21 protein-coding genes are annotated in these 25,471 nt (G+C 68.0%); 12 read left to right on the forward strand and 9 right to left on the reverse strand.

Going from position 1 to position 25,471, the window contains the following annotated elements; translation table 11 throughout:
- Positions 1-2: 2 nt before the first annotated feature.
- From ACFUCU_RS08060 to ACFUCU_RS08075, 4 genes are all read right to left on the reverse strand, one after another.
- Positions 3-1,106 carry a pilus assembly protein TadG-related protein gene (locus tag ACFUCU_RS08060; RefSeq protein ID WP_377971882.1) on the reverse strand — a complete coding sequence of 368 codons (1,104 nt, stop codon included), beginning with the start codon at positions 1,104-1,106 and terminating at the stop codon, positions 3-5.
- A complete protein-coding gene (locus ACFUCU_RS08065) occupies positions 1,094-1,501 on the reverse strand; it encodes a TadE/TadG family type IV pilus assembly protein (protein WP_364133292.1) in 408 nt (135 codons plus the stop codon). The genes ACFUCU_RS08060 and ACFUCU_RS08065 overlap by 13 nt, the downstream gene beginning before the upstream one ends.
- 114 nt (positions 1,502-1,615) lie before the next feature.
- Positions 1,616-1,822 (reverse strand): Flp family type IVb pilin, encoded by a 207-nt coding sequence (locus ACFUCU_RS08070; RefSeq protein ID WP_364133290.1) that lies wholly within the window; start codon positions 1,820-1,822, stop codon positions 1,616-1,618.
- Positions 1,823-2,091: 269 nt separating this feature from the next.
- On the reverse strand, positions 2,092-2,772 hold the full coding sequence (locus ACFUCU_RS08075) for a prepilin peptidase (RefSeq protein WP_377971884.1): 681 nt from the start codon (positions 2,770-2,772) through the stop codon (positions 2,092-2,094).
- A 316-nt stretch (positions 2,773-3,088) separates the two neighbouring features.
- On the opposite strand from ACFUCU_RS08075, the gene rplM reads away from it, so the two are divergent.
- The 3 genes from rplM (at position 3,089) to glmM (ending at position 5,636) form a co-directional block, all read left to right on the forward strand.
- Entirely contained in the window at positions 3,089-3,532 is a 444-nt protein-coding gene (gene rplM, locus ACFUCU_RS08080) for a 50S ribosomal protein L13 (RefSeq protein ID WP_043454696.1), read from the forward strand.
- A 39-nt stretch (positions 3,533-3,571) separates the two neighbouring features.
- Positions 3,572-4,078 carry a 30S ribosomal protein S9 gene (gene rpsI, locus ACFUCU_RS08085; RefSeq protein ID WP_290255887.1) on the forward strand — a complete coding sequence of 169 codons (507 nt, stop codon included), beginning with the start codon at positions 3,572-3,574 and terminating at the stop codon, positions 4,076-4,078.
- Positions 4,079-4,274: 196 nt separating this feature from the next.
- Complete coding sequence (gene glmM / locus ACFUCU_RS08090; protein WP_377971886.1) at positions 4,275-5,636, forward strand: phosphoglucosamine mutase; 1,362 nt, start codon at positions 4,275-4,277, stop codon at positions 5,634-5,636.
- A gap of 39 nt (positions 5,637-5,675) precedes the next feature.
- Here glmM and ACFUCU_RS08095 read toward each other — a convergent pair whose 3' ends face one another.
- Both ACFUCU_RS08095 and coaA read right to left on the reverse strand, forming a co-directional pair.
- Complete coding sequence (locus ACFUCU_RS08095; RefSeq protein ID WP_377971888.1) at positions 5,676-6,578, reverse strand: D-alanyl-D-alanine carboxypeptidase family protein; 903 nt, start codon at positions 6,576-6,578, stop codon at positions 5,676-5,678.
- A 5-nt stretch (positions 6,579-6,583) separates the two neighbouring features.
- A complete protein-coding gene (gene coaA, locus ACFUCU_RS08100) occupies positions 6,584-7,549 on the reverse strand; it encodes a type I pantothenate kinase (RefSeq protein ID WP_364133280.1) in 966 nt (321 codons plus the stop codon).
- A 113-nt stretch (positions 7,550-7,662) separates the two neighbouring features.
- Between coaA and glmS the strand changes: the two genes are divergently transcribed.
- From glmS to ACFUCU_RS08140, 8 genes are all read left to right on the forward strand, one after another.
- Complete coding sequence (glmS, locus tag ACFUCU_RS08105) at positions 7,663-9,555, forward strand: glutamine--fructose-6-phosphate transaminase (isomerizing) (protein ID WP_377971890.1); 1,893 nt, start codon at positions 7,663-7,665, stop codon at positions 9,553-9,555.
- 4 nt (positions 9,556-9,559) lie between these two features.
- Positions 9,560-9,907 carry a holo-ACP synthase gene (locus ACFUCU_RS08110; RefSeq protein WP_290255883.1) on the forward strand — a complete coding sequence of 116 codons (348 nt, stop codon included), beginning with the start codon at positions 9,560-9,562 and terminating at the stop codon, positions 9,905-9,907.
- A 3-nt stretch (positions 9,908-9,910) separates the two neighbouring features.
- Positions 9,911-11,473 carry an NAD(P)H-hydrate epimerase gene (locus ACFUCU_RS08115; RefSeq protein ID WP_377971892.1) on the forward strand — a complete coding sequence of 521 codons (1,563 nt, stop codon included), beginning with the start codon at positions 9,911-9,913 and terminating at the stop codon, positions 11,471-11,473.
- 90 nt (positions 11,474-11,563) lie between these two features.
- Positions 11,564-13,804: a glycogen debranching protein GlgX gene (gene glgX, locus ACFUCU_RS08120; RefSeq protein WP_364133272.1), complete on the forward strand. Its 2,241-nt coding sequence runs from the start codon at positions 11,564-11,566 to the stop codon at positions 13,802-13,804.
- Positions 13,801-16,125, forward strand: coding sequence for a malto-oligosyltrehalose synthase (treY, locus tag ACFUCU_RS08125; RefSeq protein ID WP_377971893.1), 2,325 nt, complete (start codon positions 13,801-13,803; stop codon positions 16,123-16,125). The genes glgX and treY overlap by 4 nt, the downstream gene beginning before the upstream one ends.
- A 38-nt stretch (positions 16,126-16,163) precedes the next feature.
- Positions 16,164-17,933, forward strand: a complete 1,770-nt coding sequence (gene treZ, locus ACFUCU_RS08130) for a malto-oligosyltrehalose trehalohydrolase (protein ID WP_377971895.1) — start codon at positions 16,164-16,166, stop codon at positions 17,931-17,933.
- Between the two features lie 21 nt (positions 17,934-17,954).
- Positions 17,955-18,992: an L-glyceraldehyde 3-phosphate reductase gene (gene mgrA / locus ACFUCU_RS08135; protein ID WP_377971897.1), complete on the forward strand. Its 1,038-nt coding sequence runs from the start codon at positions 17,955-17,957 to the stop codon at positions 18,990-18,992.
- Between the two features lie 159 nt (positions 18,993-19,151).
- Entirely contained in the window at positions 19,152-20,237 is a 1,086-nt protein-coding gene (locus ACFUCU_RS08140) for an inositol-3-phosphate synthase (RefSeq protein WP_377971898.1), read from the forward strand.
- Between the two features lie 164 nt (positions 20,238-20,401).
- On the opposite strand, the gene ACFUCU_RS08145 is transcribed toward ACFUCU_RS08140, so the two are convergent.
- From ACFUCU_RS08145 to mshA, 3 genes are all read right to left on the reverse strand, one after another.
- On the reverse strand, positions 20,402-21,349 hold the full coding sequence (locus ACFUCU_RS08145) for a hypothetical protein (protein ID WP_377971900.1): 948 nt from the start codon (positions 21,347-21,349) through the stop codon (positions 20,402-20,404).
- A 339-nt stretch (positions 21,350-21,688) separates the two neighbouring features.
- The gene (locus tag ACFUCU_RS08150; protein WP_377971902.1) at positions 21,689-23,392 is read right to left on the reverse strand and encodes a formate--tetrahydrofolate ligase; all 1,704 of its coding nucleotides are present in this window, start codon (positions 23,390-23,392) and stop codon (positions 21,689-21,691) included.
- A 72-nt stretch (positions 23,393-23,464) separates the two neighbouring features.
- On the reverse strand, positions 23,465-24,730 hold the full coding sequence (mshA, locus tag ACFUCU_RS08155) for a D-inositol-3-phosphate glycosyltransferase (protein WP_364133257.1): 1,266 nt from the start codon (positions 24,728-24,730) through the stop codon (positions 23,465-23,467).
- A 165-nt stretch (positions 24,731-24,895) separates the two neighbouring features.
- On the opposite strand from mshA, the gene ACFUCU_RS08160 reads away from it, so the two are divergent.
- Positions 24,896-25,432 carry a GNAT family N-acetyltransferase gene (locus ACFUCU_RS08160; protein ID WP_377971904.1) on the forward strand — a complete coding sequence of 179 codons (537 nt, stop codon included), beginning with the start codon at positions 24,896-24,898 and terminating at the stop codon, positions 25,430-25,432.
- The last annotated feature ends 39 nt before the right edge of the window (positions 25,433-25,471 follow it).

Here is a 25,471-nt window from a genome sequence, read left to right on the forward strand (position 1 = left end):
ACTTATCGTGTGAGCGTTATTTCGACCGTTCCCAGGTCCGTGCCAGTGCCGGGACCAGTTTGGGTCGAATTAATGGTTTCGAATTTCACAAATTGACCGATGACGCAGCGCGCGTTGCCGGTGGTGCCGCCGTTGCCGCCGCCACCGTTTCCGCTGTGACCGTTGCCCCCGCCGTTGCCCCCGCCGGAGTTCACCGTGGTGCAGGCCAGGGAACTGTTCATCCCGGGGTCGGAGGCCGCGTTGCGGAACTCGTAAGGCGAGCCGTTCCCGAACTTCCAGCCCCAGATCTTGAAGGTGGCGTAGCCGATGATGTGGAAGTAACCGTTTTGGCCTTGGTTCGAGGCGTCATCGAAGACAGGGAAGGTGACCTTGACCTCACCACCGCCGGAGATGGTGTTGATCCATCCGGTCAGAACGGCGGCGCACTCCGTCGGCGGGTTGTTGCCGGGATCCGAACCGATCCGGTTACTGCCCGTCTGGGTGGTGGCGACGCAGGGCGAGCTTTGGTCCAGCCAGCCCCACCCGCCCGGGATTTCCGTGCCGGACGGGCCGGTGCAGGTACCGCCCGGCTTGTAGGAGATCTTCTGGACCTGGGCCGTGGCCGCGGCGGTGGATAGGTTGTAGCAGTTGTCCGAGATGGCCAACGGGAAAGCGGAACCCCCGAGGGGCGGCGCCCAAGACGCGGTAGCGCCGGCACGGACGGTTGCGGGAGGAGCATTCAGGGCGCTGGCGAATAATTTGGTGAGGAAGCCCGCGCCGTTGGAGCCCAGGGTAGAGGTGACCACCCTGACCTGTCCGGGGACGGACAGGTCAACCGAATCGACGGCGGACGCGCCGTCGTTTGAGTTTGGTCCTGCAAGTTCCCGGGCCCACGTGAGCGCCTGTGACACGGTGCAGGTGCCGGCGGAGTGGCACCGTTGCGCTGCGGCAAGGGCTCCCGCGTCCGCGGCGTTCTGCAGCTGTGCGCGTTCCGCATAGATCTGTCCGGTGTCCACGGCCAGGGACCCTGCACCGATCAGGACAAACATCAGCAGCGCCACCATGACGCCGGCCGCGCCGCGTTCCTTGCCGTCCCGGGCCTGCTTTGGCCGCGCTAGCCGTGGCATCGCATGGCCCCCGTCCCGCGGACCGTCACGGAGCCGCCGAATATCCCGGTGAGGGAGTTCGCGGTGTAGCTGAGCGCCACCTGGGCGTTACCCGTTCCGCCAGTGGGGCAGGCGCCCGTGAAGGTGTAGCTGAAGCCGGCCGGGCTGAGCCCCGGTGCGCCCGCGACGGCGGCGGTCCGGGCGCGGGCCTGATCGTTGTAGATCGCCATGGTCCGTGCGGCCTCGCGGGCCGCCTGGGTAACGGAGATCTGCAGGTTGTAGGTGTAAGAAAACTCGACGATCCCGCCCACCAGGGCCAAAAGGATCGGTGCAACGAGGGCGAACTCGACGGCGGCCGCCCCGCGTTCACGGCCGGCCCGCCTAGGCGGGCGCGGGGGCTGGTTGCTGCGCTTCATAGGATCCCCCCAGGGAATAGATGCAGCGATGGGATGGACTGTGCCGCGCCCACGTGGCGCGGACGCGGCACAGAGGTTGGTGCTGAGACCTGTTTGAGAGAAGTGGCCGGAAACCTACCGGGCCCATCCGTTGACAGTGGCGGCGAGCCCGTTGAACCAGCCGGAGAGGGCTGTACCGAAGGCCGTAACGGCGAGGATGATGCCGAAGGCGATGAAAGCCACCAGCAGCGAGTATTCAGTCGCCGTGGCACCCTTTTCGGATTCCAGCTTGCCCTTGACGCCGGCGATGAAAGAAAGCATTGAGACCATGAGACCAGTCATTGTATTAATCCTTTTCCAGAGTTTTGAATGTTTATCGAAACTCCGGCAAATCCCCCATTTGCTATTCGGTGGAGCGTCGATGCGACCACCATGGCACGGCAATTATCGGCCCGGCAATGATTTCAACTACTCGACTTCCGCACGTAAAAGAGCGCATTTACGCAGGTATCCGGGGTGCTGTACTCAGTCCGGGACGGCCCCGACGGCAAACTACTTGTTTTGCTAAGTCGGCTTACTTATCCGGGAGTGGCGGAACACCGTGGGTGGTCTTAGGCGGAGAGCAGGATGACGGCCAGCGCGGCGGCCAGCATGGACGGCCCGAAGGCAACTTCCTTTGGCTTGTTTCCGCGGTTCTTAAGCACCAACAACGCGGCAGCGACACCGCCGGCGACAAAGCCCAGGGCGCCCCCGTAGAACAGGTGGGGCCAGCCTAGGTATCCCAAGTACAGGCCGAGGGGTGCTGATAGCTTGACGTCTCCCATTCCGATGCCATTGGGACTGATGAGAGCCAAGATGAAGTAGCAAACGAAGAGAATGACGAGGCCGATGATGCCCCGGAGCAGTGCCGGCCACTCCCCGGAGCTCATCGCGGAAGCTGTCAGGAGCACCAGGCCAACACCCAGGAGCGGGCCTACGAGGCGGTTGGGAAGGATATGGAAAGAAAGATCAATTCGCGTCAATTCCACCGCGGTAATTGCCAGAAATAGATAGGCGGGTAATTCCGACGCGGGACCGAAGTGCCAGGCCAGGGCGCCGCAGAGCAGTCCGGCCGCAGCCGCCGTCGGCCACGCCCGGCGTGGTGACGAAACGGCGTACTGGGGGAGTGCGCGTCTGGAGGCGGCCCGGGCTGCGAAGTCGAGCACGACACCGGCAAGGGCGATCGCCAGGATAAAGAGTGCCGCGCCGGCCGCAGGAAGGTGTTCCGCACCGGTCGTGGTGGGAGCGGTCACAGGGCCTCCTGGGATCAAGCGCGGCAATGGTGCCGCCCGATACTGCGTCAGTACGGGCCCGCGGGCGGCGCACAGTTCATTTTGACCCACACCCACGGCTTCCGCTAATCTAGGTAGTCGTTGTGCGTGTCCTATCTCGATGGTGCGTGCCCGCAGAGAATCCGGTTGCAGGATAACTACTCCGCGTGCACATTCGAGACCACAGGATGACTGGTTACATAGAGCCCTCACCTCTGTTCCGGTAGCGCATAGATAGTAGGTGCACCCCGCGTGACGCCTAAAACAAGAACGCCAGAACAAGAACGAGGCAAACACCGTGCGTACGTACACCCCGAAGCCCGGCGATATCAACCGCCAGTGGCACGTCATTGACGCCACCGACGTTGTCCTTGGTCGTCTTGCCAGCCAGACCGCAATCCTGCTGCGCGGCAAGCACAAGGCCACCTTTGCGTCCCACATGGACATGGGCGACTTCGTCATCATCATCAACGCTGAAAAGGTTGCCCTCACCGGCGCCAAGCTGGAGCAGAAGCGCGCTTACCGCCACTCCGGCTACCCGGGCGGCCTGACCTCCGTCAACTACGCGGAGCTGCTTGAGACCAACCCGGTCCGCGCCGTGGAGAAGGCCATCAAGGGCATGCTCCCGAAGAACTCCCTCGCTGCACAGCAGCTGGGCAAGCTGAAGGTTTACCGCGGTGCAGAGCACCCCCACGCCGCCCAGCAGCCCAAGACTTTCGAAATCACCCAGGTCGCCCAGTAGTCCTGGCCACCAAACAACTTTAGTAATACAAGGAGAACCGTGGCTCAGAACGAAGAGACCACCGAAGCCGTCGAGGCTGAGGAAAACCTGACCAGCTACACCTCTGAGAGCGGCGCTGCTGACGCAGCCGCTCCCAAGAAGGAACGCCCGGCCCTGACCGTTGCCGGCGCAGCTGTTGGCCGCCGCAAGGAAGCCGTCGCACGCGTGCGCGTCGTCCCCGGCTCCGGCAAGTGGACCATCAACGGCCGCGAGCTGGCGAACTACTTCCCGAACAAGCTGCACCAGCAGGACGTCAACGAGCCCTTCAAGATCCTCGATCTGGAAGGCGCCTACGACGTCATCGCCCGCATCCACGGCGGTGGCCCCTCCGGCCAGGCCGGTGCACTGCGTCTCGGCATCGCCCGTTCGCTGAACGAGATCGACGTAGAGAACAACCGCGCCACCCTGAAGAAGGCCGGCTACCTCACCCGTGACGCCCGCGTCATCGAGCGTAAGAAGGCCGGTCTTAAGAAGGCCCGTAAGGCTCAGCAGTACTCCAAGCGCTAAACAGCGCCTTCCCGGTGTGTGGCCGCTGGCGCGACCACACACCGGGGCCCGCGGCGCTGTCCAGCGCTCGGATCCCCAAGCGCTAAACAGCGCCTGCTTTGGAAGCCCGTCCCGCATGTGCGGGGCGGGCTTCCGTCGTTAACGGGGTCGAGGGACCCGACGTCGCATCCGGGGCCATCGACTAAACTCGGACACGATGTCTAGATTATTTGGAACAGATGGTGTCCGGGGCCTTGCGAATGGCCTGTTGACCGCGGAGCTGGCGATGCAGCTGGCGCAGGCCGCCGCCGTCGTGCTCGGGCACGACCGCAACACGGGCCAGGGGCGGCCCCGCGCCGTCGTCGCCCGCGACCCGCGGGCCAGCGGCGAATTCATCGCCGCTGCCGTGGAGGCCGGGCTCTCCAGCTCCGGCATCGACGTCTACGACGCCGGTGTCCTCCCCACCCCGGCGGCCGCCTACTTGGTGGCGGACCTCAATGCGGACTTCGGCGTGATGATCTCCGCGTCCCACAATCCGGCACCGGATAACGGCATCAAGTTCTTCGCCCGCGGCGGCCAGAAGCTCCCCGACGAGGTCGAGGACGCGATCGAGGCCAGGCTCGGCGAGGAGCCGCTCCGCCCGGTGGGCGCCGACGTCGGCCGCATCCAGCGCTTCTCCGACGCCGAGGACCGCTACATTGTCCACCTGCTCGGCACGCTTCCGCACCGCCTCGAGGGACTCAAGGTTGTCGTGGACTGCGCGCATGGCGCGGCAAGCGGCTGTTCACCGGAGGTGTTCAAGACCGCCGGCGCCGAAGTCATCACCATCGGCGCTGAGCCGGACGGCATCAATATCAACGACGGTGTCGGATCCACCCACCTTTCCCCGCTTAAGGCTGCCGTGGTGGCGCACGGGGCAGACCTCGGCATCGCGCACGACGGCGACGCGGACCGCTGCCTGGCCGTTGACCATGAGGGCACCGAGGTCGACGGCGACCAGATCATGGCGATCCTCGCCTTGGCGCTCAAGGACGCCGGGAAACTTAAGGACGACGTCCTGGTGGCCACCGTGATGAGCAACCTTGGCCTCAAGCTGGCCCTCCGGGGCGCCGGCATCGAGCTAAAGGAAACGGGTGTGGGGGACCGATACGTCCTCGAGGCCATGCGCGACGGCGGCTTCAGCCTGGGTGGCGAACAGTCCGGCCACGTTATTTTTGCCGATCACGCCACCACGGGCGACGGTGTCCTCACCGGCCTCCAGCTTGCCGCGCAGGTGGCCCTGACCGGGCGCCCCTTGAAGGAGCTCGCCACGGTCATGACGAAGCTTCCCCAGGTGCTCATCAACGTCCGCGACGTAGACCGCAGCCGGGTCAACGGCGACACGGCCGTCGCCGCCGCCGTGGAAGCGGCCGAGGCCACGCTCGGGGACACCGGCCGGGTGCTGCTGCGCCCGTCGGGTACCGAGCCGGTGGTTCGCGTCATGGTCGAAGCAGGGGACCACGAAACCGCAGAACGGGTGGCCGGGGAACTGGCCGAGGTAGTCCGGACCGAACTCGCATTGGCGCTGGCCGGCGACTGATCGGCGGCCCGTCCGCGATGGCCCGCGCGCCTGCCTCGATCAGAGGTAGGCCGGTGCGGCTTCCAGGCCGAAGTACTCCTCCAGCGTGGGGATACCCCGGGCGGCCATGTCGCCGGCGGCCTCCACTCCGATGTAGCGCAGATGCCAGGACTCGTAGTAGTAGCCGGTGGTCTCGTGGTACATCCATGGATACCGGACGATGAAGCCGAAGCGGTGGGCGTTCGCCTTCGCCCAGACAGCCGCGGGCTGCTCGGCGAAGCACGGCTGGAAGCTGCAGGCGCCCCCGCCGTCGCCAATGTCAAACGACCACCCCGTCTGGTGCTCGGAGAAGCCCGGCCGGGCCGATGCGGTGTCCGCCTCCGCCTGTCCCCGCGTCGCGACGTAGCCGTTATAGGTCGAGGTCTGGGTGACATAGGACCGGTAGCCGCTGGCGAGGGTCATCACCACGCCGGCCGTCGCGGCGGCGGCGAACATTCGCTCCGCTGCCGCCGCCGTCGTGCCGTTCAGGAGGGCGGCCTCGCCGGACACCGCCAAGCGGACCGCGGGCTGAACCAGGTCCGGCGGGATGAAGGCTGCCGGGGAGAGTGGCCGGTGTTTGTTGACCACCACCCAGGGGCTGGCGGGATCTGTCAGGGAGTGCTGCGGCCCGGGCGCGGAAGCCGCCGGCGACGACGGTGCAGGGGCGGTCGCCGACGGGTTGGCGGGCTCCGGGCTCGCCGAGGGAATCGCCGTCGGCGTCGATTCCGGGGAAGTGCCGGCCGGTGTTGCCGCGGGCGTTGGTGGCACGCCCGTGCCGGACGCCGACGGCGCGGGTCCGACGGAGGGCTCGCAGGCTGTCAGTGCGGCGGCGGTCACCGGGACGGCTGCCGCGGCCAGAAAACCGCCGAAGCGCCGGCGGCTAAAAAGCTCCTCACCCCCGTCGTCGCCTCGGTTATAGCCCACCCGTGCTAGACCTTGCGGAGCAACATGCGGCGGATCGAGTGGTCAGCATCCTTCGTGAGTACCAGCTGTGCCCGGCCCCGTGTCGGGAGGACGTTTTCCACCAGGTTCGGCTCGTTGATCCGCTTCCAGATCCCGCGGGCCGTCTCCTCGGCCTCGGCGTCGGAGAGCGTGGCGTACCGGTGGAAGTAGGACTCCGGCTGGGCGAACGCGGTGGTGCGCAGCTTGCGGAATCGGTCCACGTACCACTCCTCGATATAGGAGGTCTTGGCGTCCACGTAGATCGAGAAGTCGAAGAAGTCGCTCAGCGCCAGGCCTTGGCGGCCGTCATAGCGCGGGCGGGCGGGGGCGAGGACGTTCAGGCCCTCCACGATCAGCACGTCCGGCCGGCGGACCACCACTTCCTTGCCGGGGACGATGTCGTAGGTGACGTGGGAGTACCACGGGGCCCGGACTTCCTCCGCTCCGCCCTTGACCTCGCTGACGAAGCGCAGGAGGGCGCGGCGGTCATAGGACTCCGGGAATCCCTTGCGGTCCAGCAGTTGCCGCCGCTTGAGCTCCGCAAGGGGGTAGAGGAAACCGTCCGTCGTGATGAGTTCCACATTGGGGGTGCCGGGCCAGCGGCGCAGCATTTCCCGCAGTACACGGGCGATGGTGGACTTGCCCACGGCCACCGAACCGGCGACGCCGATCACGAAGGGGGTCCGGCGGGTCGTCTCGCCCAGGAACGTGGTGGTGGCGGCGTGCAGTTGGTTGGCCGCCTCAACGTAGAGGTGGAGCAGCCGGGAGAGCGGGAGGTACACCTCACGGACCTCCCGCATGTCCAGTGGGTCGCCGAGGCCGCGGAGCCGGAGGACGTCCTCTTCGTTGAGGGGCTGCTCCATTTGGGCAGCGAGCCGGGACCAGGTCTGCCGGTCCAGCTCCACGAACGGGGAGACGCCCTCGCCGTTCGCATCATTGCGTTGCGAAGTCACCCTAGAGATTCTGCCCTCGCGGGCGCCCAGAGCGAAATGCACGCGCCGTGACGGCTGGCGGTCCGGGCGTAGCGATCCTTAGTGCAGCCTTAAAACCAGATAAGCTGGTGCCCATGTGTGGAATCGTTGGATATGTAGGCCGCCCGAGTGGCCAGGTAAGTGCCGAGCACCAGGCCCTGGACGTCGTCCTCGAAGGTCTGCGCCGGCTGGAGTACCGCGGATACGACTCCGCGGGTATCGCCGTGGTCGCCGATGGCGCGATCTCCTCGCGCAAAAAGTCCGGCAAGCTCAGCAACCTCATCGCCGAGCTGGAGGCCAACCCGTTGCCGGATGCGACCACCGGTATCGGCCACACCCGATGGGCCACCCACGGTGGACCGACCGACCAGAACGCCCACCCGCACCTGTCCGACGGCGGCAAGCTGGCGCTGATCCACAACGGCATCATTGAGAACTTCGCCGAACTCAAGCAGGAACTGCTGGAAAAGGGCGTGACCTTCCAGTCCGAGACCGACACCGAGGTCGCGGCCGCCCTGCTCGGCGACATCTACCGCAACCAGCTCGGCGGCGACAACGCCAACGGCGGCCTGACCAAGGCCATGCAGCTCGCCTGCCAGCGGCTCGAAGGCGCCTTCACGCTGCTCGCCGTGCACGCCGACCAGCCCGACGTCGTCGTGGCCGCCCGCCGCAACTCCCCGCTGGTGGTGGGCCTCGGCGAAGGCGAGAACTTCCTGGGCTCCGACGTCTCCGGCTTCATCGACTACACCCGCCGCGCGGTGGAACTCGGCCAGGACCAGATCGTCACCATCACCGCCGACTCCGTAGAGATCACCGACTTCTTCGGCGCCCCGGCCGAGGGCAAGGAATACCACGTCAACTGGGACCCGGCCTCCGCGGAGAAGGGCGGCTTCCCGTCCTTCATGGAAAAGGAAATCCACGACCAGCCCGACGCCGTGCTGCAGACCCTGCTGGGCCGCTCCGACGTCGACGGCAAGCTCACCTTGGACGAGCTGCGCATTGACCCCGAGCTGCTCAAGAGCGTCGACAAGATCATCGTGCTCGCGTGCGGTACCTCCGCTTACGCCGGCCAGGTCGCGAAATACGCGATCGAGCGCTGGTGCCGGATCCCCACGGAGGTCGAGCTCTCGCACGAGTTCCGCTACCGTGACCCGATCGTGGACGCCCAGACCCTGATCGTCTCGATCTCCCAGTCCGGCGAGACCATGGACACGCTCATGGCGGTCCGCTACGCCAAGGAGCAGGGCGCCAAGACGGTGGCCATTTGCAACACCAACGGCTCCACGATCCCGCGCGAATCCGACGCCGTGCTGTACACGCACGCCGGCCCGGAAATCGCCGTCGCCTCCACCAAGGCCTTCCTGGCCCAGATCACCGCCGCCTACCTGCTGGGCCTCTACCTCGCCCAGCTGCGCGGTAACAAGTTCCAGGGTGAGATCAAGGACATCCTCTCCGACCTGGGCAAGATCCCGGAGAAGGTCCAGTCCATCCTCGACGACGCCGCCCGGATCAAGGAGCTCGGCGAGTCCATGGTCGACGCCAAGTCCGTGCTGTTCCTGGGCCGGCACGTCGGCTTCCCGGTGGCCATGGAGGGTGCGCTCAAGCTCAAGGAGCTTGCCTACATCCATGCCGAGGGCTTTGCCGCCGGCGAGCTCAAGCACGGCCCGATCGCCCTGATCGAGGAGGGCCAGCCGGTGTTCGTGGTGGTCCCGTCCCCGCGTGGCCGCGACTCCCTGCACGCCAAGGTTGTCTCCAACATCCAGGAAGTCCGCGCCCGCGGTGCCAAGACGATCGTCATTGCCGAAGAAGGCGACGACGCGGTCAAGGCGTTCGCCGAGCACGTCATCTACATCCCGGAAACCCCCACGCTGCTGGCGCCGCTGCTGACCACCGTGCCGCTACAGATCTTCGCCCTGGCCCTCGCCAGTGCCAAGGGCTACGACGTGGACCAGCCGCGGAACCTCGCCAAGAGCGTGACCGTAGAATAGCCGCATGATCGTAGGCATTGGCGTAGACGTCGTAGACATCGAGCGGTTCGGACGGCAACTGGAGCGCACCCCCGGGCTGCGGGACAGGTTGTTCGTCCCGGCCGAGCGTGAGCTCAATACCCGCTCCCTGGCGGCCCGGTTTGCCGCCAAGGAAGCCGTCGCCAAGGTCCTCGGCGCCCCGGCCGGTATGAACTGGCAGGACTGCTGGATCGGCCTGGACCAGAACGGCCCCACGGTGCAGGTCAAGGGCACCGTGCTGGCCGTGGCCCAGTCCAAGGGCGTCAAGCGCTGGCACCTCTCCATCAGCCACGACGGCGGGATCGCCACCGCCACGGTGATCGCCGAAGGCTAAGCCATGATCAGCGCCCATACCGGAACGCACATCCGGGACGTCGAAAGGCGGTTCCTGGAAGCAGCTGCTGACCCCGGTATGGGCGCTGTTCTCATGCAGCGGGCCGCCTACGGGCTGGCCAACGCCGTGGTGCGGGAATTGCGGGGCCGCGGGCGCCGTCTCTACGGAGGCAGCGTCACCGTCCTCGCGGGCAAGGGCAACAACGGAGGGGACGGCCTCTTCGCCGCGGCTCTGTTGGCCCGCCGCGGCATGATGACGACGGCGATACTCACCGCCGGCGACGCCCACCCGGAGGGCCTGGCCGCCTTCCACGCCGCCGGCGGCCGGTCCATCGCCCTGCCGGACTCTGGTGGGGCCGCCGCCGGGCTGGCGCGCCGGGCCGCGGGTTCCGACATCGTCATCGACGCCATCCTCGGCACCGGCGCCCGCGGCGGCCTGGAGGGTCCGACGGCTCGGCTTCTCGAACTACTCGCCGGTGAGATCCGGGACCAGCGGAACCGGAGACTGGCGCCCGGCACCGGAGTCCTCGTGGTCGCCTGCGATATCCCGAGCGGCATCGACGCGGACACGGGTGAGGCGCACGGCGTGGTCCTGCCCGCCGACGTGACCGTGACGTTCGGCGCCGCCAAGGCCGGCCTGCTGGCCGACCCCGGTGCTGAGCATGCCGGCCGCATCGTGACGGTGCCCATCGGCGTCGAGAACGGCCTTGGCCTCCCGTCCGTGCGCCGGCTGCAGGCCCCGGACCTGGCGGCGCTCCTGCCGTACCCGGCCCGCCGAGCACAGAAGTACTCCCGCGGCGTCCTTGGCGTGGTCGCCGGATCGGAGCGGTACCCCGGCGCCGCCGTCCTCGCCTGCCGCGGCGCCCTCGCCGCCGGTGTCGGCATGGTCCGCTACGTCGGGCCGCCGGCGGTCGCCGACCTGGTCCGGCAGGCTTGCCCGGAGGTGGTCTGCGGCCAGGGCACCGACGTGCGTGTCCAGGCCTGGCTCCTCGGCTCCGGACTCGACGACGGCGCCGGGGAGCAGCTCGACCGCGTCCGGGCCGCTGCCGCCGCTGGGCTGCCCGTGGTGGCCGACGCCGGCGCCCTCCCCGTCCTGCCCCGCGAACTGACCGGGCAGACCGTGCTGACACCCCACGCCGGAGAACTGGCCACCCTCCTGAGCCGCTACGGCGCCGCCGGGGAACGCACCGCCGTCGAGGCCGCGACGCTGGCCAGTGCCCGGCACGCGGTGTCCCTGACCGGCGCAACGGTGCTGCTCAAGGGGGCGACCACCCTGGTGGCGTCCCCGTCCGGCGCGGTGTTCAGCCAGGCCGAGGCCACCCCCTGGATGGCCACGGCGGGCAGCGGCGACGTGCTGGGCGGCATCTTGGGCGCCTTGATGGCGCAACTGGCAGACGATCCGGAGCACTTCGCCGCCGCCGGAATCGCGGCCGCGGACCGCTGGGCCGCCCTCGGCGCCATGGCCGCCAGCCTGCATGGCCGGGCCGGGACACTCGCCAGCCGCGGCGGCCCCATCACGGCCACCGATATCGCCCGCACGCTCCCGGAGGTCATGGCCGCGCTGTAACACAACCGACCCCGCCGCGTCTTGGTAATTTAGTAACCCTGCTTACAAGTAGTCTGTCTAGAGATAGTCCGCATCGCACGAGGAGTACACATGGAAGTTTGGCCCGGTACGGCATACCCGCTGGGAGCCACGTTCGACGGCACCGGCACCAATTTTGCACTGTTCAGCGAACAGGCTGAGCGGGTGGAGCTTTGCCTCCTGGCCGACGACCTCACCGAAACGCGGATCGAACTCACCGAGGTGGACGGCTACGTCTGGCACTGCTACCTGCCCATGGTCCAGCCGGGCCAGCGCTACGGTTTCCGCGTGCACGGCCCCTACGACCCGGCCAACGGCAACCGGTTCAACCCGAACAAACTCCTCCTGGACCCGTACGCGAAGGCCATCAAGGGCCAGATCGACTGGGACCCGGCCCTCTTCTCCTACGAGTTCGGCGACCCGGATTCCACCAATGACGCGGACTCCGCGCCGCACACCATGCACGGCGTGGTCATCAACCCCTTCTTCGAATGGGACGGCGACCGCCAGCTGCGCGTGCCCTACCATGAATCGGTCATCTACGAGGCGCACGTGAAGGGCCTGACCGAGCTGCACCCGGACATCCCCGAGGAGCAGCGCGGCACCTATGCCGGCGTGGCGCACCCCGCCGTCGTCGAACACCTCAAGAAGCTCGGCGTGACCGCCATCGAGCTTATGCCCGTGCACCAGTTCGTCAACGACGGCACCTTGGTGGAGAAGGGCCTGAATAACTACTGGGGCTACAACACCATCGGCTTCTTCGCCCCGCAGAACACCTACAGCTCCGCCGGGGACGGCGGCCTGCAGGTCCAGGAGTTCAAGGCCATGGTCCGGGACCTGCACCGCGCCGGCATCGAGGTCATCCTCGACGTGGTCTACAACCACACCGCCGAGGGCAACCACCTGGGACCCACGCTCTCCTTCAAGGGCATCGACAACCAGGCCTACTACCGCCTGGTGGACGGCGACCTCAAGCACTACATGGACTACACCGGCACCGGTAACTCCCTGAACGTCCGGCACCCGCACTCGCTGCAGCTGCTGATGGACTCGCTGCGCTACTGGGTCACCGAGATGCACGTTGACGGCTTCCGCTTCGACCTCGCCTCCACCCTGGCCCGCGAGTTCTACGACGTCGACAAGCTGTCCACCTTCTTCGAACTCATTCAGCAGGACCCGATCGTCTCCCAGGTCAAGCTCATCGCCGAGCCCTGGGACGTCGGCCCCGGCGGCTACCAGGTGGGCAACTTCCCTCCGCAGTGGACCGAATGGAACGGCAAGTACCGGGATACCGTGCGCGACTTCTGGCGCGGCGAACCCTCCACCCTGGGCGAATTCGCGTCCCGGCTGACCGGCTCCGCGGACCTCTACGAGAGCTCCGCCCGCCGGCCCGTGGCCTCCATCAACTTCGTCACCGCACACGACGGCTTCACCATGCGGGACCTCGTGTCCTACAACGAGAAGCACAACGAGGCCAACGGCGAGGGCAACAACGACGGCGAATCCCACAACCGCTCCTGGAACTGCGGCATCGAGGGGGACACCGACGACGAGACCGTACTGGCACTGCGCGCCCGCCAGCAGCGCAACTTCATCGCCACCCTGCTGCTCTCTCAGGGCGTCCCCATGCTGCTGCACGGCGACGAACTCGGCCGCACCCAGCAGGGCAACAACAACACCTACTGCCAGGACTCCGAGCTCAGCTGGGTCCACTGGGAGGCGATGGACCAGCCGCTGGTGGAATTCACCGCTTTCGTGAACAAACTCCGCCACGACCACCCCACCTTCCGCCGCAGCCGTTTCTTCGACGGCCGCCCGGTGGTACGCGGCGAGGGTGAGAAGCTGCCGGATATCGTCTGGCTCAAGACCGACGGAACGGGCATGCTCCCGGAGGACTGGGGGAGCGGCTTCGGCCGGACCATCGGTGTGTTCCTCAACGGCCACGGCATCCAAGAACAGGACTCCCGAGGCCGGCGGATCACCGACGACAGCTTCCTCTTGGCCTTCAACGCCCACGACGACGGCGTCGACTTCGTCCTTCCGCCGGACGAGTACTCCCCGAACTGGGAGGTCCTCATCGACACCGCAGCCCAGGCCGACGACTACGAGCCGCTGAAGGCCGGGACCACCCTGACCCTCGCCGCCAAGTCCATGGTGGTGCTGCGCGCCTACACAGGCCCCGAGGTGGAGGTCGACTACTCGGCCGCCGCATCGCTGGCCGCCCGCGCCGCCGATGAAGAAGCCCAGGAAGAGATGGTTCAGGCCCAGACCAAGGCCGCTGACGAGAGCGAAGCGAAGGCCACCCAGGCATGAAAACACCGATCTCCACGTACCGGCTGCAAATCCGGTCCGGCTTTACCCTGCAGGACGCCGCCGCCCAGGTCCCGTACCTGAAGTCGCTCGGTGTCGACTGGATCTACCTCTCACCCATCCTGACCGCGGAGAAAGGATCGGACCACGGCTACGACGTCACCGACCCGTCCGCCGTGGATCCCGACCGCGGCGGCCCCGAGGGCCTCACCGCGGTCTCCCGAGCCGCCCGCGAGGCAGGCATGGGCGTGCTGGTTGACATCGTGCCCAACCACGTCGGCGTCGCCACCCCGGTCCAGAACCCGTGGTGGTGGTCCCTGCTCAAGGAAGGCCGCCAGTCGCCCTACGCCCCGGCGTTCGACGTCGACTGGGACTTCGGCGGCGGACGCATCCGCATCCCCGTCCTCGGTGAGGACTCCGACGTCGACGTCCTGGAGGTCCGCGACGGCGAACTCCGGTACTACGACCACCGGTTCCCCCTGGCAGCCGGGACCTACTCCGCCGGGGATGATCCCCGCGAGGTCCACGACCGTCAGCACTACGAACTGGTGGGCTGGCGCCGCGCCGACAACGAGCTGAACTACCGCCGCTTCTTCGCGGTCAACACCCTCGCCGGGATCAAGGTCGAGGACCCGAAAGTCTTCGACGAGGCGCACGAGGAGATTGTCCGCTGGTTCCGAGAGGACCTGGTGGACGGGCTCCGCATCGACCACCCGGACGGCCTGGCAGACCCGGGCGGCTACCTGCACCGGCTCCGCGAGGCCACCGGCGGGGCGTACCTGCTGATCGAGAAGATCCTGGAACCGGGCGAGGAACTGCCTGCCGGGTTCGAAGCCGAGGGCACCACGGGGTACGACGCGCTCGCGGACGTGGACCGGCTCTTCGTGGACCCGGCCGGCCAGGCGGGCCTGGATGCCCTGGACGCGTCGCTGCGCGACGGACGGGTCCCCGATTACGAAGACATGATCCGCGGCACCAAGCGCCGCATCACCGACGGCATCCTGCACTCTGAGATGCTCCGCCTCGCCCGGCTGGTCCCGGCGGACGCGGGCCTGACCGTGGCCGCCGCGGCGGACGCCCTCTCCGAGATCATTTCCGCCTTTCCGGTCTACCGTAGCTACCTGCCCGAGGGGGAGGACGTGCTGAAGGAAGCGTGCGATCTCGCCGTCGAGCGCCGCCCGGAGCTCAAGGACGCCGTCCGCAGCCTGCTGCCGCTGCTCCTGAAGGCCGGCCCCGACGCCGGTGAGGAACTGGGCCGCCGCTTCCAGCAGACCTCCGGCATGGTGATGGCGAAGGGCGTCGAGGACACGGCCTTCTTCCGCTATACCCGGCTGGGCACCCTCACCGAGGTCGGTGCGGACCCCACCGAATTCGCGGTTTCCGTGGACGACTTCCACACCCGGATGACCCGCCGGCAGGAGCGCCTGCCCCTGTCCATGACGACGCTCAGCACCCACGACACCAAACGCAGCGAGGACACCCGCGCCCGGATCACAGTGCTCGCCGAGTGCCCCGCCGAATGGAGCGCGGCTCTGGGACGGCTGCAGCAGCTCGCCCCGCTGCCCGATGGCCCGCTGGCGAACCTGCTTTGGCAGGCCATCGCCGGGGTCTGGCCGGCGGACCGGGAACGGTTGCAGTCCTACGCGCAGAAGGCCGCCCGGGAAGCGGGGAACTCCACCGACTGGCTGGACCCGAACGAGGAGTTCGAGACCAAGCTGACCGCCGCCGTAGACGCCGCCTTCGACAACCCGGCCGTTCGTGCCGAGCTGGATTCACTGGTCGAATGGCTGGACCCGCGGGGCGCCGTCAACGCGCTCGGCGCCAAGCTCGTCCAGCTCACCATTCCCGGCGTCCCGGACGTCTACCAGGGCACCGAGTTCTGGGACCGGTCCCTGACCGACCCGGACAACCGGCGTCCATTCGACTTCGGCGCCCGCCGGGCCGCCCTGGCGCGGCTGGACGGCGGCGACCTGCCGGACTCCTACCGCGACGACGACGCCAAACTCCTGGTCACCTCCCGGGCGCTGCGCCTGCGCCGCGATCGGCAGGACCTCTTCACCGGCTACACGCCGCTGCAGGCCACCGGTCACGCCGCCGGCCACGTCGTCGCCTTCGACCGCGGGCAGGACGCCCCGGGCGCCGTCACCGTCGCCACCCGCCTGCCCCACGGCCTGGAGCAGCGCGGCGGCTGGCAGGACACGACCCTTGAGCTCGCCGTGCCGATGACCGACCAGCTCACCGGCCGGTCCTTCGAACCCGGCTCCGTGGCGGTGGGGGATCTCCTCCGCCACTTCCCGGTGGCCCTCCTCGCCCCGACCGCATGAGCCCTTCACAGACCCACGCCAACCCAGGGGGAACGGCAATGACACTGCCCACAGACGGATCCGCGCGCTTCGACATCTGGGCGCCGGAGGCCAAGGACGTCGTCCTGCTCGCAGGCGGCCAGCGCTACACCATGACCCGCGCAACCTCAGGCCCCGAGGGCTGGTGGACGGCGGCGGACGCGCCGGCCGGCGGCGACGTCGACTACGGCTACCTCCTCGACGGCGACGACAGCCCGCTGCCGGACCCGCGCTCCCGCCGGCAGCCCGAGGGCGTCCACTCCCTCTCCCGGACCTTCGACCCCCGCGCACACCAGTGGGCCGACGGCGGCTGGTCCGGCCGGGAACTGCAAGGCAGCGTCATCTATGAGCTGCACCTGGGCACCTTCACCCCCGAGGGAACCCTCGACGCCGCCGCCGGAAAACTCGACTACCTCGCCGACCTCGGCGTCGACTTCGTCGAACTGCTGCCGGTCAACGGCTTCAACGGCACCCACAACTGGGGCTACGACGGCGTCCTCTGGTACACCGTGCACGAGGGCTACGGCGGGCCGGCCTCCTACCAGCGCTTCGTCGACGCCGCCCACGCCGCCGGGCTGGGCGTCATCCAGGACGTGGTCTACAACCACCTCGGCCCCAGCGGCAACTACCTGCCCCGCTTCGGCCCGTACCTGAAGTCCGGCGAGGGCAACACCTGGGGTGACTCGGTCAACCTCGACGGGCCCGGCTCCGACGTCGTCCGCTCTTACATCCTGGACAACGCCGCCATGTGGCTGCGCGACTACCACGTCGACGGCCTCCGGCTAGACGCCGTGCACGCCTTCAAGGACGAACGCGCCGTCCACCTGCTGGAGGACTTCGGCGCGCTCGCCGACGCCGTCGCCGCCGAAACCGGCCGGCCCGCCACCCTGATCGCCGAATCCGACCTGAACAACCCGCGCCTGCTCTACCCCCGGGACGCGAACGGCTACGGGCTGGCCGGGCAGTGGAGCGACGACTTCCACCACGCCGTGCACGTCAACGTCAGCGGCGAAACCACCGGCTACTACGAGGACTTCGGCTCCCTCGGCGCACTGGCGAAGGTGCTGGAGAAGGGCTTCTTCCACGACGGGAGCTACTCCAGCTTCCGGGAACGGCACCATGGCCGGCCGATCAACACCGGCCTGGTCCACCCCGCCGCCTTGGTGGTCTGCAATCAGAACCATGACCAGATCGGCAACCGGGCCACCGGCGACCGGCTTTCCCAGACCCTGGGCTACGGGCAGTTGGCCCTCGCCGCCGTCGCCACCCTCACCGCCCCGTTCACGCCGATGCTGTTCATGGGTGAGGAATACGGAGCCAGCACGCCCTGGCAGTTCTTCACCTCCCACCCGGAACCGGACCTGGGCAAGGCCACCGCCGAGGGCCGGATTAAGGAATTTGAACGCATGGGTTGGGACCCCGACGTCGTCCCCGACCCCCAGGACCCGGAGACGTTCACCCGCTCCAAGCTGAACTGGGCCGAGGCCTCCAAGGGAGACCACGCCCGGCTGCTGGACCTCTACCGGGAACTCATCGCCCTGCGACGCTCGACGCCGGACCTCACCGACGGCGGGTTCGCGGACACCGCAGTCGACTTCAACGAGGACGAAGGCTGGCTGCTGCTGCGCCGCGGCGGCTCCGAGGTCGCCCTGAACTTCTCCGCCGAGGCCCGGACCGTGTCCGTTACCGGGTCTTCCCTGGGGCTCGCCACGGACGACGCCGTCGCCCTCGACGGCGGGACGCTGAGCCTGCCCGGCCACAGCGCGGGCATCGTCTCGTCCGGGAAATAACGCCAGAACGGAAGGAAACCCATGACCTACACCGCAGCGGAAAACCGCTACGACACGATGCCCTATCGCCGGGTCGGGCGCAGCGGCCTGAAACTGCCGGCCATCTCACTGGGCCTGTGGCACAACTTCGGCGACGACAAGCCCTTCGAGGTACAGCGGGACACCCTGCGCCGCGCCTTCGACCTGGGCGTCACGCACTTCGACCTGGCCAACAACTACGGCCCGCCCTACGGCAGCGCCGAAACCAACTTCGGCCGGCACTTCCGGGACGACTTTGCCCCCTACCGCGACGAGCTGATCATCTCCAGCAAAGCCGGCTACGACATGTGGCCCGGCCCCTACGGCAACTGGGGCTCCCGCAAGTACCTGCTGGCCAGCCTGGACCAGTCGCTGGGGCGGATGGGCCTGGACTACGTGGACATCTTCTACAGCCACCGCCCGGACCCGGAAACCCCGCTGGAGGAAACCATGGGCGCCCTGGACCAGGCGGTCCGCTCCGGGAAGGCCCTCTACGCCGGCATCTCCTCCTACACCCCGGAACAGACCCTGGAAGCGGCCCGGATCCTGAAGGACCTCGGCACGCCCCTGCTGATCCACCAGCCCAGCTACTCGATGCTGAACCGCTGGACCGAGAACGGCAGCCCGAGCCTGCACGAGGCGCTGGAGCAGGTGGGGGCCGGGTCCATCGCGTTCTCACCCCTGGCCCAGGGCATGCTCACCGACCGCTACCTCAACGGGGTCCCCGAGGACTCCCGCGCCGCCCAGCACAAGTCGCTGGACACGGACATGATCAGCGAGGAGAACCTGGACCGCGTCCGCGGACTCAACCGGATCGCCGAGGGCCGCGGCCAGACCCTGGCCCAGATGGCCGTCGCCTGGGTCCTGCGCGACCAGCGCAAGGGCGCCCCGGTCACCTCCGCGCTCGTCGGAGCCTCCAGCGTCCGGCAGCTCGAGGACAGCCTCGCCGCGATCAACAAGCTCGACTTCAGCGCCGAGGAACTGGACGCCATCGACGAGTTCGCCGTCGAGTCCGACATCAACCTCTGGGCCCAGAAGTAACCGGTCCGTTATCGAAACGGTGCCGCGGACGGGAACAAACCCCGCCCGCGGCACCGTTGACTAGAATGCAAGGACGCCGCACGGCGTCGTGCCCGCCTCTTGGCCGTCCCCTCGCGGTACGGCCTCGCCGGGCACCTGTTGGTTCTCTAAGGGAGTTTCGTGTCTGCAAATCCGATTCGTGTTGCAATCGTGGGCGTGGGTAACTGCGCCACCTCGCTGGTCCAGGGTGTCGAGTACTACCGGGACGCCGATCCCGAGGCCACGATCCCGGGTCTGATGCACGTCCAGTTCGGCAAGTACCACGTCAACGACGTGCAGTTCGTGGCGGCGTTCGACGTCGACGGCAAGAAGGTGGGCCAGGACCTCTCCGCCGCCATCCTCGCCAGCGAAAACAACACGATCAAGATCGCCGATGTCCCGCCGACCGGTGTCACCGTCCAGCGCGGCCCCACCCTCGACGGCCTCGGCAAGTACTACCTCGAGACCATCGAGCAGTCCCCGGAGGAGCCGGTCGACGTCGTCCAGGCCCTCAAGGACGCACAGGTGGACGTCATGGTCTGCTACCTGCCCGTCGGCTCGCAGGAAGCTGCCGAGTTTTACGCCCAGTGCGCCATCGACGCCGGCGTCGCCTTCGTCAACGCCCTGCCGGTCTTCATCGCCGGAACCAAGAAGTGGGCGGACAAGTTCACTGAGGCCGGCGTCCCGATCGTGGGCGACGACATCAAGAGCCAGATCGGTGCCACCATCACACACCGCGTGATGGCCAAGCTGTTCGAGGACCGCGGGGTAACCCTGGACCGCACCTACCAGCTGAACGTCGGCGGCAACATGGACTTCAAGAACATGCTGGAACGCGATCGGCTCGAGTCCAAGAAGATCTCCAAGACCCAGGCCGTGACCTCCAACGTCGAGGCCGACCTCGCAGCGCGCGACGTGCACATCGGCCCGTCCGACTACGTGCAGTGGCTGGACGACCGCAAGTGGGCCTTCGTCCGCCTCGAGGGCCGCAACTTCGGCGACGCCCCCGTGTCGCTGGAGTACAAGCTGGAGGTCTGGGACTCGCCCAACTCCGCCGGCGTGATCATCGACGCCGTCCGCGCCGCCAAGATCGGCCTTGACCGCGGCGTCGGCGGCCCGCTGCTCTCCGCCTCCAGCTACTTCATGAAGTCCCCGCCGGAGCAGTTCAACGACGACCTCGGCCGTGAAAAGGTCGAGGCCTTCATCCGCGGGGACCTGGACCGCTAAAACCCTTCCCCGCCTCCGGACGCTCCCTCAGATACGGCCCGTTTCACCACGATGCTCCCGCACTTCCGGTGCGGGAGCATCGTGGTTTCCTGCCGGAGGGACGTTCCTTTCCGCACGCTCCCTCACGACCGGCGGGTTGCTTTCGAACGCTCCCTAAATTGACATCAAAAGCCGGCGGCGGTTGACGGGCTAACGTAGGCGCTGCGTAGGACACGTTTGATTCTGGACGTCGCGGCAACGAAACCGTCGGCGAGGTCTTGTTTAGTCAAAAGGATCACTGCCCAGCCAGCCGCTTCGAAGGCCTTATCTCGGCGTCGATCGCTGAAGATTTGGGCGGGTTCTAGGTGATGACCGCCGTCGTACTGGATCGCGAGGCGCTGACGCCGGTACCCGAGGTCGGCCGTCGGGGTTGCGGAACTGCCCGGGCGCAGTTCTATTTGAAGCTCCGGTTCAGGAAGCCCGGCGTCGCACATTGCAAGGCGGAGAAGGGTCTCAGGCCCTGAGTCGGCTCCCACGCGCATCAGATCCAGGGTTTCCCGGGCGCGGACGATCCCCTGCAGATTGGGGTGACGGCAAAGCATCAAACGCAGTCCGTCGATGGTCGCGAACGGTTCGCTCCGTCCCTCCAGGGTGAACCGCGGGATCCGAACGAGCTCGTCCCCCATGCAGACCAGCTCAGGCAGGTTCAAGCGTTTGGCCAGATCGAGCCACGTCCGGGAGCGCGTGCTGATCCGGATGTCATCAACGGTCTCGACCTCCTCGTCGAAGGCAACGACCGTGTGTCCAACAATTCCTTTCCGACGGACTTCCGGGAGCGCGCGGGGCTTGCTCAGGTGTAACTCCTCGGAATCCGAGAGCCACGGGGGCAAGAGTTGGCCGCGAAGCCGAGCGGCCGTGACGTGTGAGATCCACGCCCCGGGGGAGGCCTCGGACAACGCGCGGGCGGCCGACTCCAGCTCGAAGCTCCAACTTGCGGGCCGGTAGAGCCCCCGACTGACGTGCCGGACATCCGGCTGCCGCAACCTGGCTCTCGTCACTCCCAACGACATCGCAGAAGTAAGGGTGAACGGTCTAGCCTCCAACGACTCCGGCAACTCTTTTCGTGCGCTCATGCTGGCATTGTGGACGACTTGGACAAGCTTTGGAGAAGTTATCCACAGCCGTCTAAGAAGCCGCGACGGACGTGAGGGAGCGTTTCGACGATCGGTGCCGGACGTGAGGGAGCGTTTCGTCGGTCGGTGCCGGACGTGCGGGAGCGTTTCGTCGGTCGGTGCCGGACGTGAGGGAGCGTTTCGTCGGTCGGTGCCGGACGTGCGGGAGCGTTTCGTCGGTCGGTGCCGGACGTGCGGGAGCGTTTCGTCGGTCGGTGCCGGATGTGAGGGAGGGTCCGGGTTCGGGAGGGCCGGATGTGGGGGAGGGTTTCGTCGATAAGTGCCGGATGTGAGGGGGGGTTAGAAGAGGCCGACCGGGTTGCCGTCGGCGTCGACGTCCATCCGCATCGCCGCCGGGACCTTGGGCAGCCCGGGCATGGTCATCACAGCGCCGGTGAGGGCCACGATGAAGCCCGCTCCAGTCTTGGGGATCAGGTCCCGGACGTGCACGGTGAAGCCCTTCGGTGCGCCCAGCTTGGCGGCGTCGTCGCTGAACGAGTACTGCGTCTTGGCCATGCACACGGGCATCGAGGACCAGCCGTTCTTCTCGATGTCGGCCAGCCGCTTCAGCGCCGGTACGGAGAATTCCACGCCGTTGGCGCCGTAGATTTCCTGGACGATGGTGCGGATCTTGTCCTCCACCGACAGCTCCAGCGGGTACAGCGGTGAGAACGCGTGCGGGGCCTCGATCGCGGCGGCCACCTTCGCGGCCAGCTCGTCGCCGCCGTCGCCCCCGCCGCCGCGGCCCCAGACGTCGGCGACCGCGGCCTCTACACCCTCCGCCTTGCACCAGGCCAGCAGCCAGTCGAGCTCCTCCTGGCTGTCGGTGCCGAACTTGTTGATCGCGACCACCGGGGTGATGCCGAACTTGCCGATGTTGCGGACGTGCCGCTGCAGGTTTGCGACCCCGGCGGCGAGGGCGTCGACGTCGGGCTTCTGCAGCCGGTCCTTGGCCACCCCGCCATGCATCTTGAGCGCGCGGACGGTGGCCACCACGACGACGGCGGACGGTGCCACCCCGCCCACCCGCGACTTGATGTCCATGTACTTTTCCGCGCCCAGGTCAGCGCCGAAACCGGCCTCGGTCACCACGATGTCCGCCAGGGAGCGGGCCGTCTGGGTGGCGATCAGGGAGTTGCAGCCGTGGGCGATGTTGGCGAACGGGCCGCCGTGAACCAGCGCGGGTGTGCCGGCGATGGTCTGCACCAGGTTGGGCTTGATCGCGTCCTTGAGCAGCATGGTCAGGGCGCCCTCGACGCCGAGGTCGGCAACGGTGACGGGTTCCCGGTCGTAGGTGTAGCCGAAGGTGATCCGGCCCAGCCGGGACCGCAGGTCGTCCAGGTCCGTGGCGAGGCAGAATACGGCCATGATCTCCGAGGCGACCGTGATGTCGAACCCGTCCTGCCGCGGCACGCCCTGGGTCGGGCCGCCGAGGCCGATCACCACCTCCCGGAGGGCCCGGTCGTTCATGTCCAGCACCCGCTTGAACGTCATCCGGCGCGGATCGATGTTCAGCGCGTTGCCCTGGTAGATGTGGTTGTCCACCAGGGCCATCAGGGCGTTGTTGGCGGAGGTGATGGCGTGGAAGTCGCCGGTGAAGTGCAGGTTGATCTCGTCCATCGGCAGCACCTGGGAGTAGCCTCCGCCGGTGGCGCCGCCCTTCATCCCCAGGATGGGGCCCAGCGAGGGCTCGCGCAGCGCGATCATGACCCGGTGGCCGGCGCGGGCCAGGGAATCGGCCAGGCCGACGGTGGTGGTGGACTTGCCCTCCCCGGCAGGGGTGGGTGACATGGCCGAAACGAGCACCACCTTGCCGCGGGCCGGAGTAGCGGCGCCGGTGAGCCGGGCCGGATCGATCTTGGCCTTGTACCGGCCGTAGTGTTCCAGCGCCTCGGGGTTGATCCCGGCGGCGGCCGCGACCTCGTCGATGGGCCGCATGGTGGCGCGCCGGGCGATCTCGAGGTCGCTGGGAACGGGCGCGGCGGGGGAAGTGGGGGCTGACATCGGCGTCCTTCGGCTCGTGGCGTGGATTCGCTGTGCCGGCGGTCCCGGCCAAGCGTCCGGCGGGGCTCCCGGTCAGGGAGCGGGCACCGCCGTGGTGCTTCGTGTTCCAAAATACTGGACCAGCGCGCCCTGGTAGCTCTCCAGCGTCAGCGCGGCCGTGTGGTGCCAGCCGAATCCCTGGGCGTGCACGGACGCCGCGCGGCCCATGTCTTCGCGGGTCAGCGGGTCGTCGTGCAGGGATTCGAGGGCGTCCGCCCAGTCCGAGGCCTTGTGCCCCTCCACCAGCAGCCCGGTCCTGCCGTCGAAGATGGCGCGGGAGAGTCCGCCCACCCGGGTGGCGACCACGGGGGTGCCGCAGGCCTGGGCCTCCAGTGCCACCAGGCCGAAGGATTCGCTGTAGGAGGGCATGACGACGACGTCGGCGGAGCGGTACCAGCCGGCCAGTTTCGGCGCGCTGACCGGCGGGTGGTGGGTGACGACGTCGTCCATCCCTGCGGCGGTGATCAGGGCCTTGAGGTCGAAGTCCTTCGCCCCGCTCACCGCGCCGAGGATGGTGACCTGCAGGTCAATGTCGGGGCGCCGGGCACGCAGCAGGGCTGCGGCCTTGATCAGGATTTGCGGGCCTTTCAGGCGCTGGATCCGGCCGGCGAAGAGCAGGTGGAAACGGCCCGGCGGCACGCCGTGGTCGCTGCGGGCCTTGGCCCGGAACGCCGGGGTGAAGACATCGAGGTCAACTCCGGGCGGGGCGACGTCAATCCGGTCCGGGTCCGCGTCGTAGTGCGAGACCAGTTCCGCAGCCTCCGCCGCGGTGTTCGCGATCAGGCGGGTGGCGCCGTCGACGATCCGGTGTTCGCCCTCTTCGCGGCGCCGCGGCTCGGGCCTTTCACCGGACTCCAGCAGCAGATTCTTGACCTTGGCCATGGTGTGCATGGTGTGGACCAGCGGCACGCCCCAAAGCTCCGACAGCTCCAGCCCCGCGACCCCCGAGACCCAGTAGTGCGAGTGGATCAGGTCGTACCGGCCGCGCGGCTGGTCGGCTTTGATCCGGTCGATCTCCGCGACCATCGTGTGCAGCAGCGCGGGTAGTTCCTCCTTGGGAACTTTCCGCGCCGGCCCGGCGAAGACGTTGTGCACGCACACGCCGGGGGATGGGTGCTCGACGGCGGGCTGGTCCGCCGCGGTGGAGCGGGTGAAAATCTCCACCTCGACGCCGGATTCCGCGAGGGCTGCGGCCAGGGCCCGGATGTAGACGTTCATGCCGCCGGCGTCGCCGGACCCGGGCTGTTCCATGGGGGAGGTGTGCAGCGAGAGGAATGCGACCCGACGGACCAGCGGCATTGTGGCGTCCTTCCTCTCAGGGTGCGGTTCCCGGCGTTCCGGGGACGTGGATTCGGTAAAACACTACTCCTGCGGAGGCTCGGGTTGCCGCCCGGGACGTGGCGGCCCGACGCCCGCGGGTGCCCCGCCGTGACCCGTCCGAGCCCCGCTGGTACGGTGGCCGCTGTGAGCACCGTTGACAAGGCCCCGCAGGAAACCGCCGACTGGATCATCAGGGACGCCACGGACCGCGACTGGCCCGGCATCTGGGAAATCCTGGAGCCGGTGATCCGTGCCGGTGAGACCTTCACCTGGGACCGGGACACCACCGAGGACGCTGCGCGGGCCAAGTGGGTCAAGACGGCGCCGGGCCGGACCTTCGTCGCCGTGGGCACAGGGGAGCACGACGGCGTCGTGCTGGGCACGGGGGAGCTGCACGCCAACCAAGGTGGCGGCGGGCGCCACGTGGCGAATGCGGGCTACATGGTGCGGGCCGGGTTTGGTGGCCGCGGCCTGGCCCGCGCGCTCTGCGCCTACTCCCTCGACGCGGCCCGCCGGGAGGGCTTCAGGGCCATGCAGTTCAACGCCGTGGTGGAGACCAACGTCAGGGCGGTCGCCGCCTGGCAGGGCATGGGCTTCACCATCCTGGCCACCATTCCCGAAGCCTTCCAGCACCCGGAGCAGGGGTTCGTGGGCCTGCACGTCATGCACCGGATGTTGTAGGCACGTCCGCTCCCACGCAGGCTTTATCCTCCGCCGGGC

The organism is Arthrobacter sp. NPDC057259, from assembly GCF_042668995.1.
Lineage (GTDB): Bacteria > Actinomycetota > Actinomycetes > Actinomycetales > Micrococcaceae > Arthrobacter.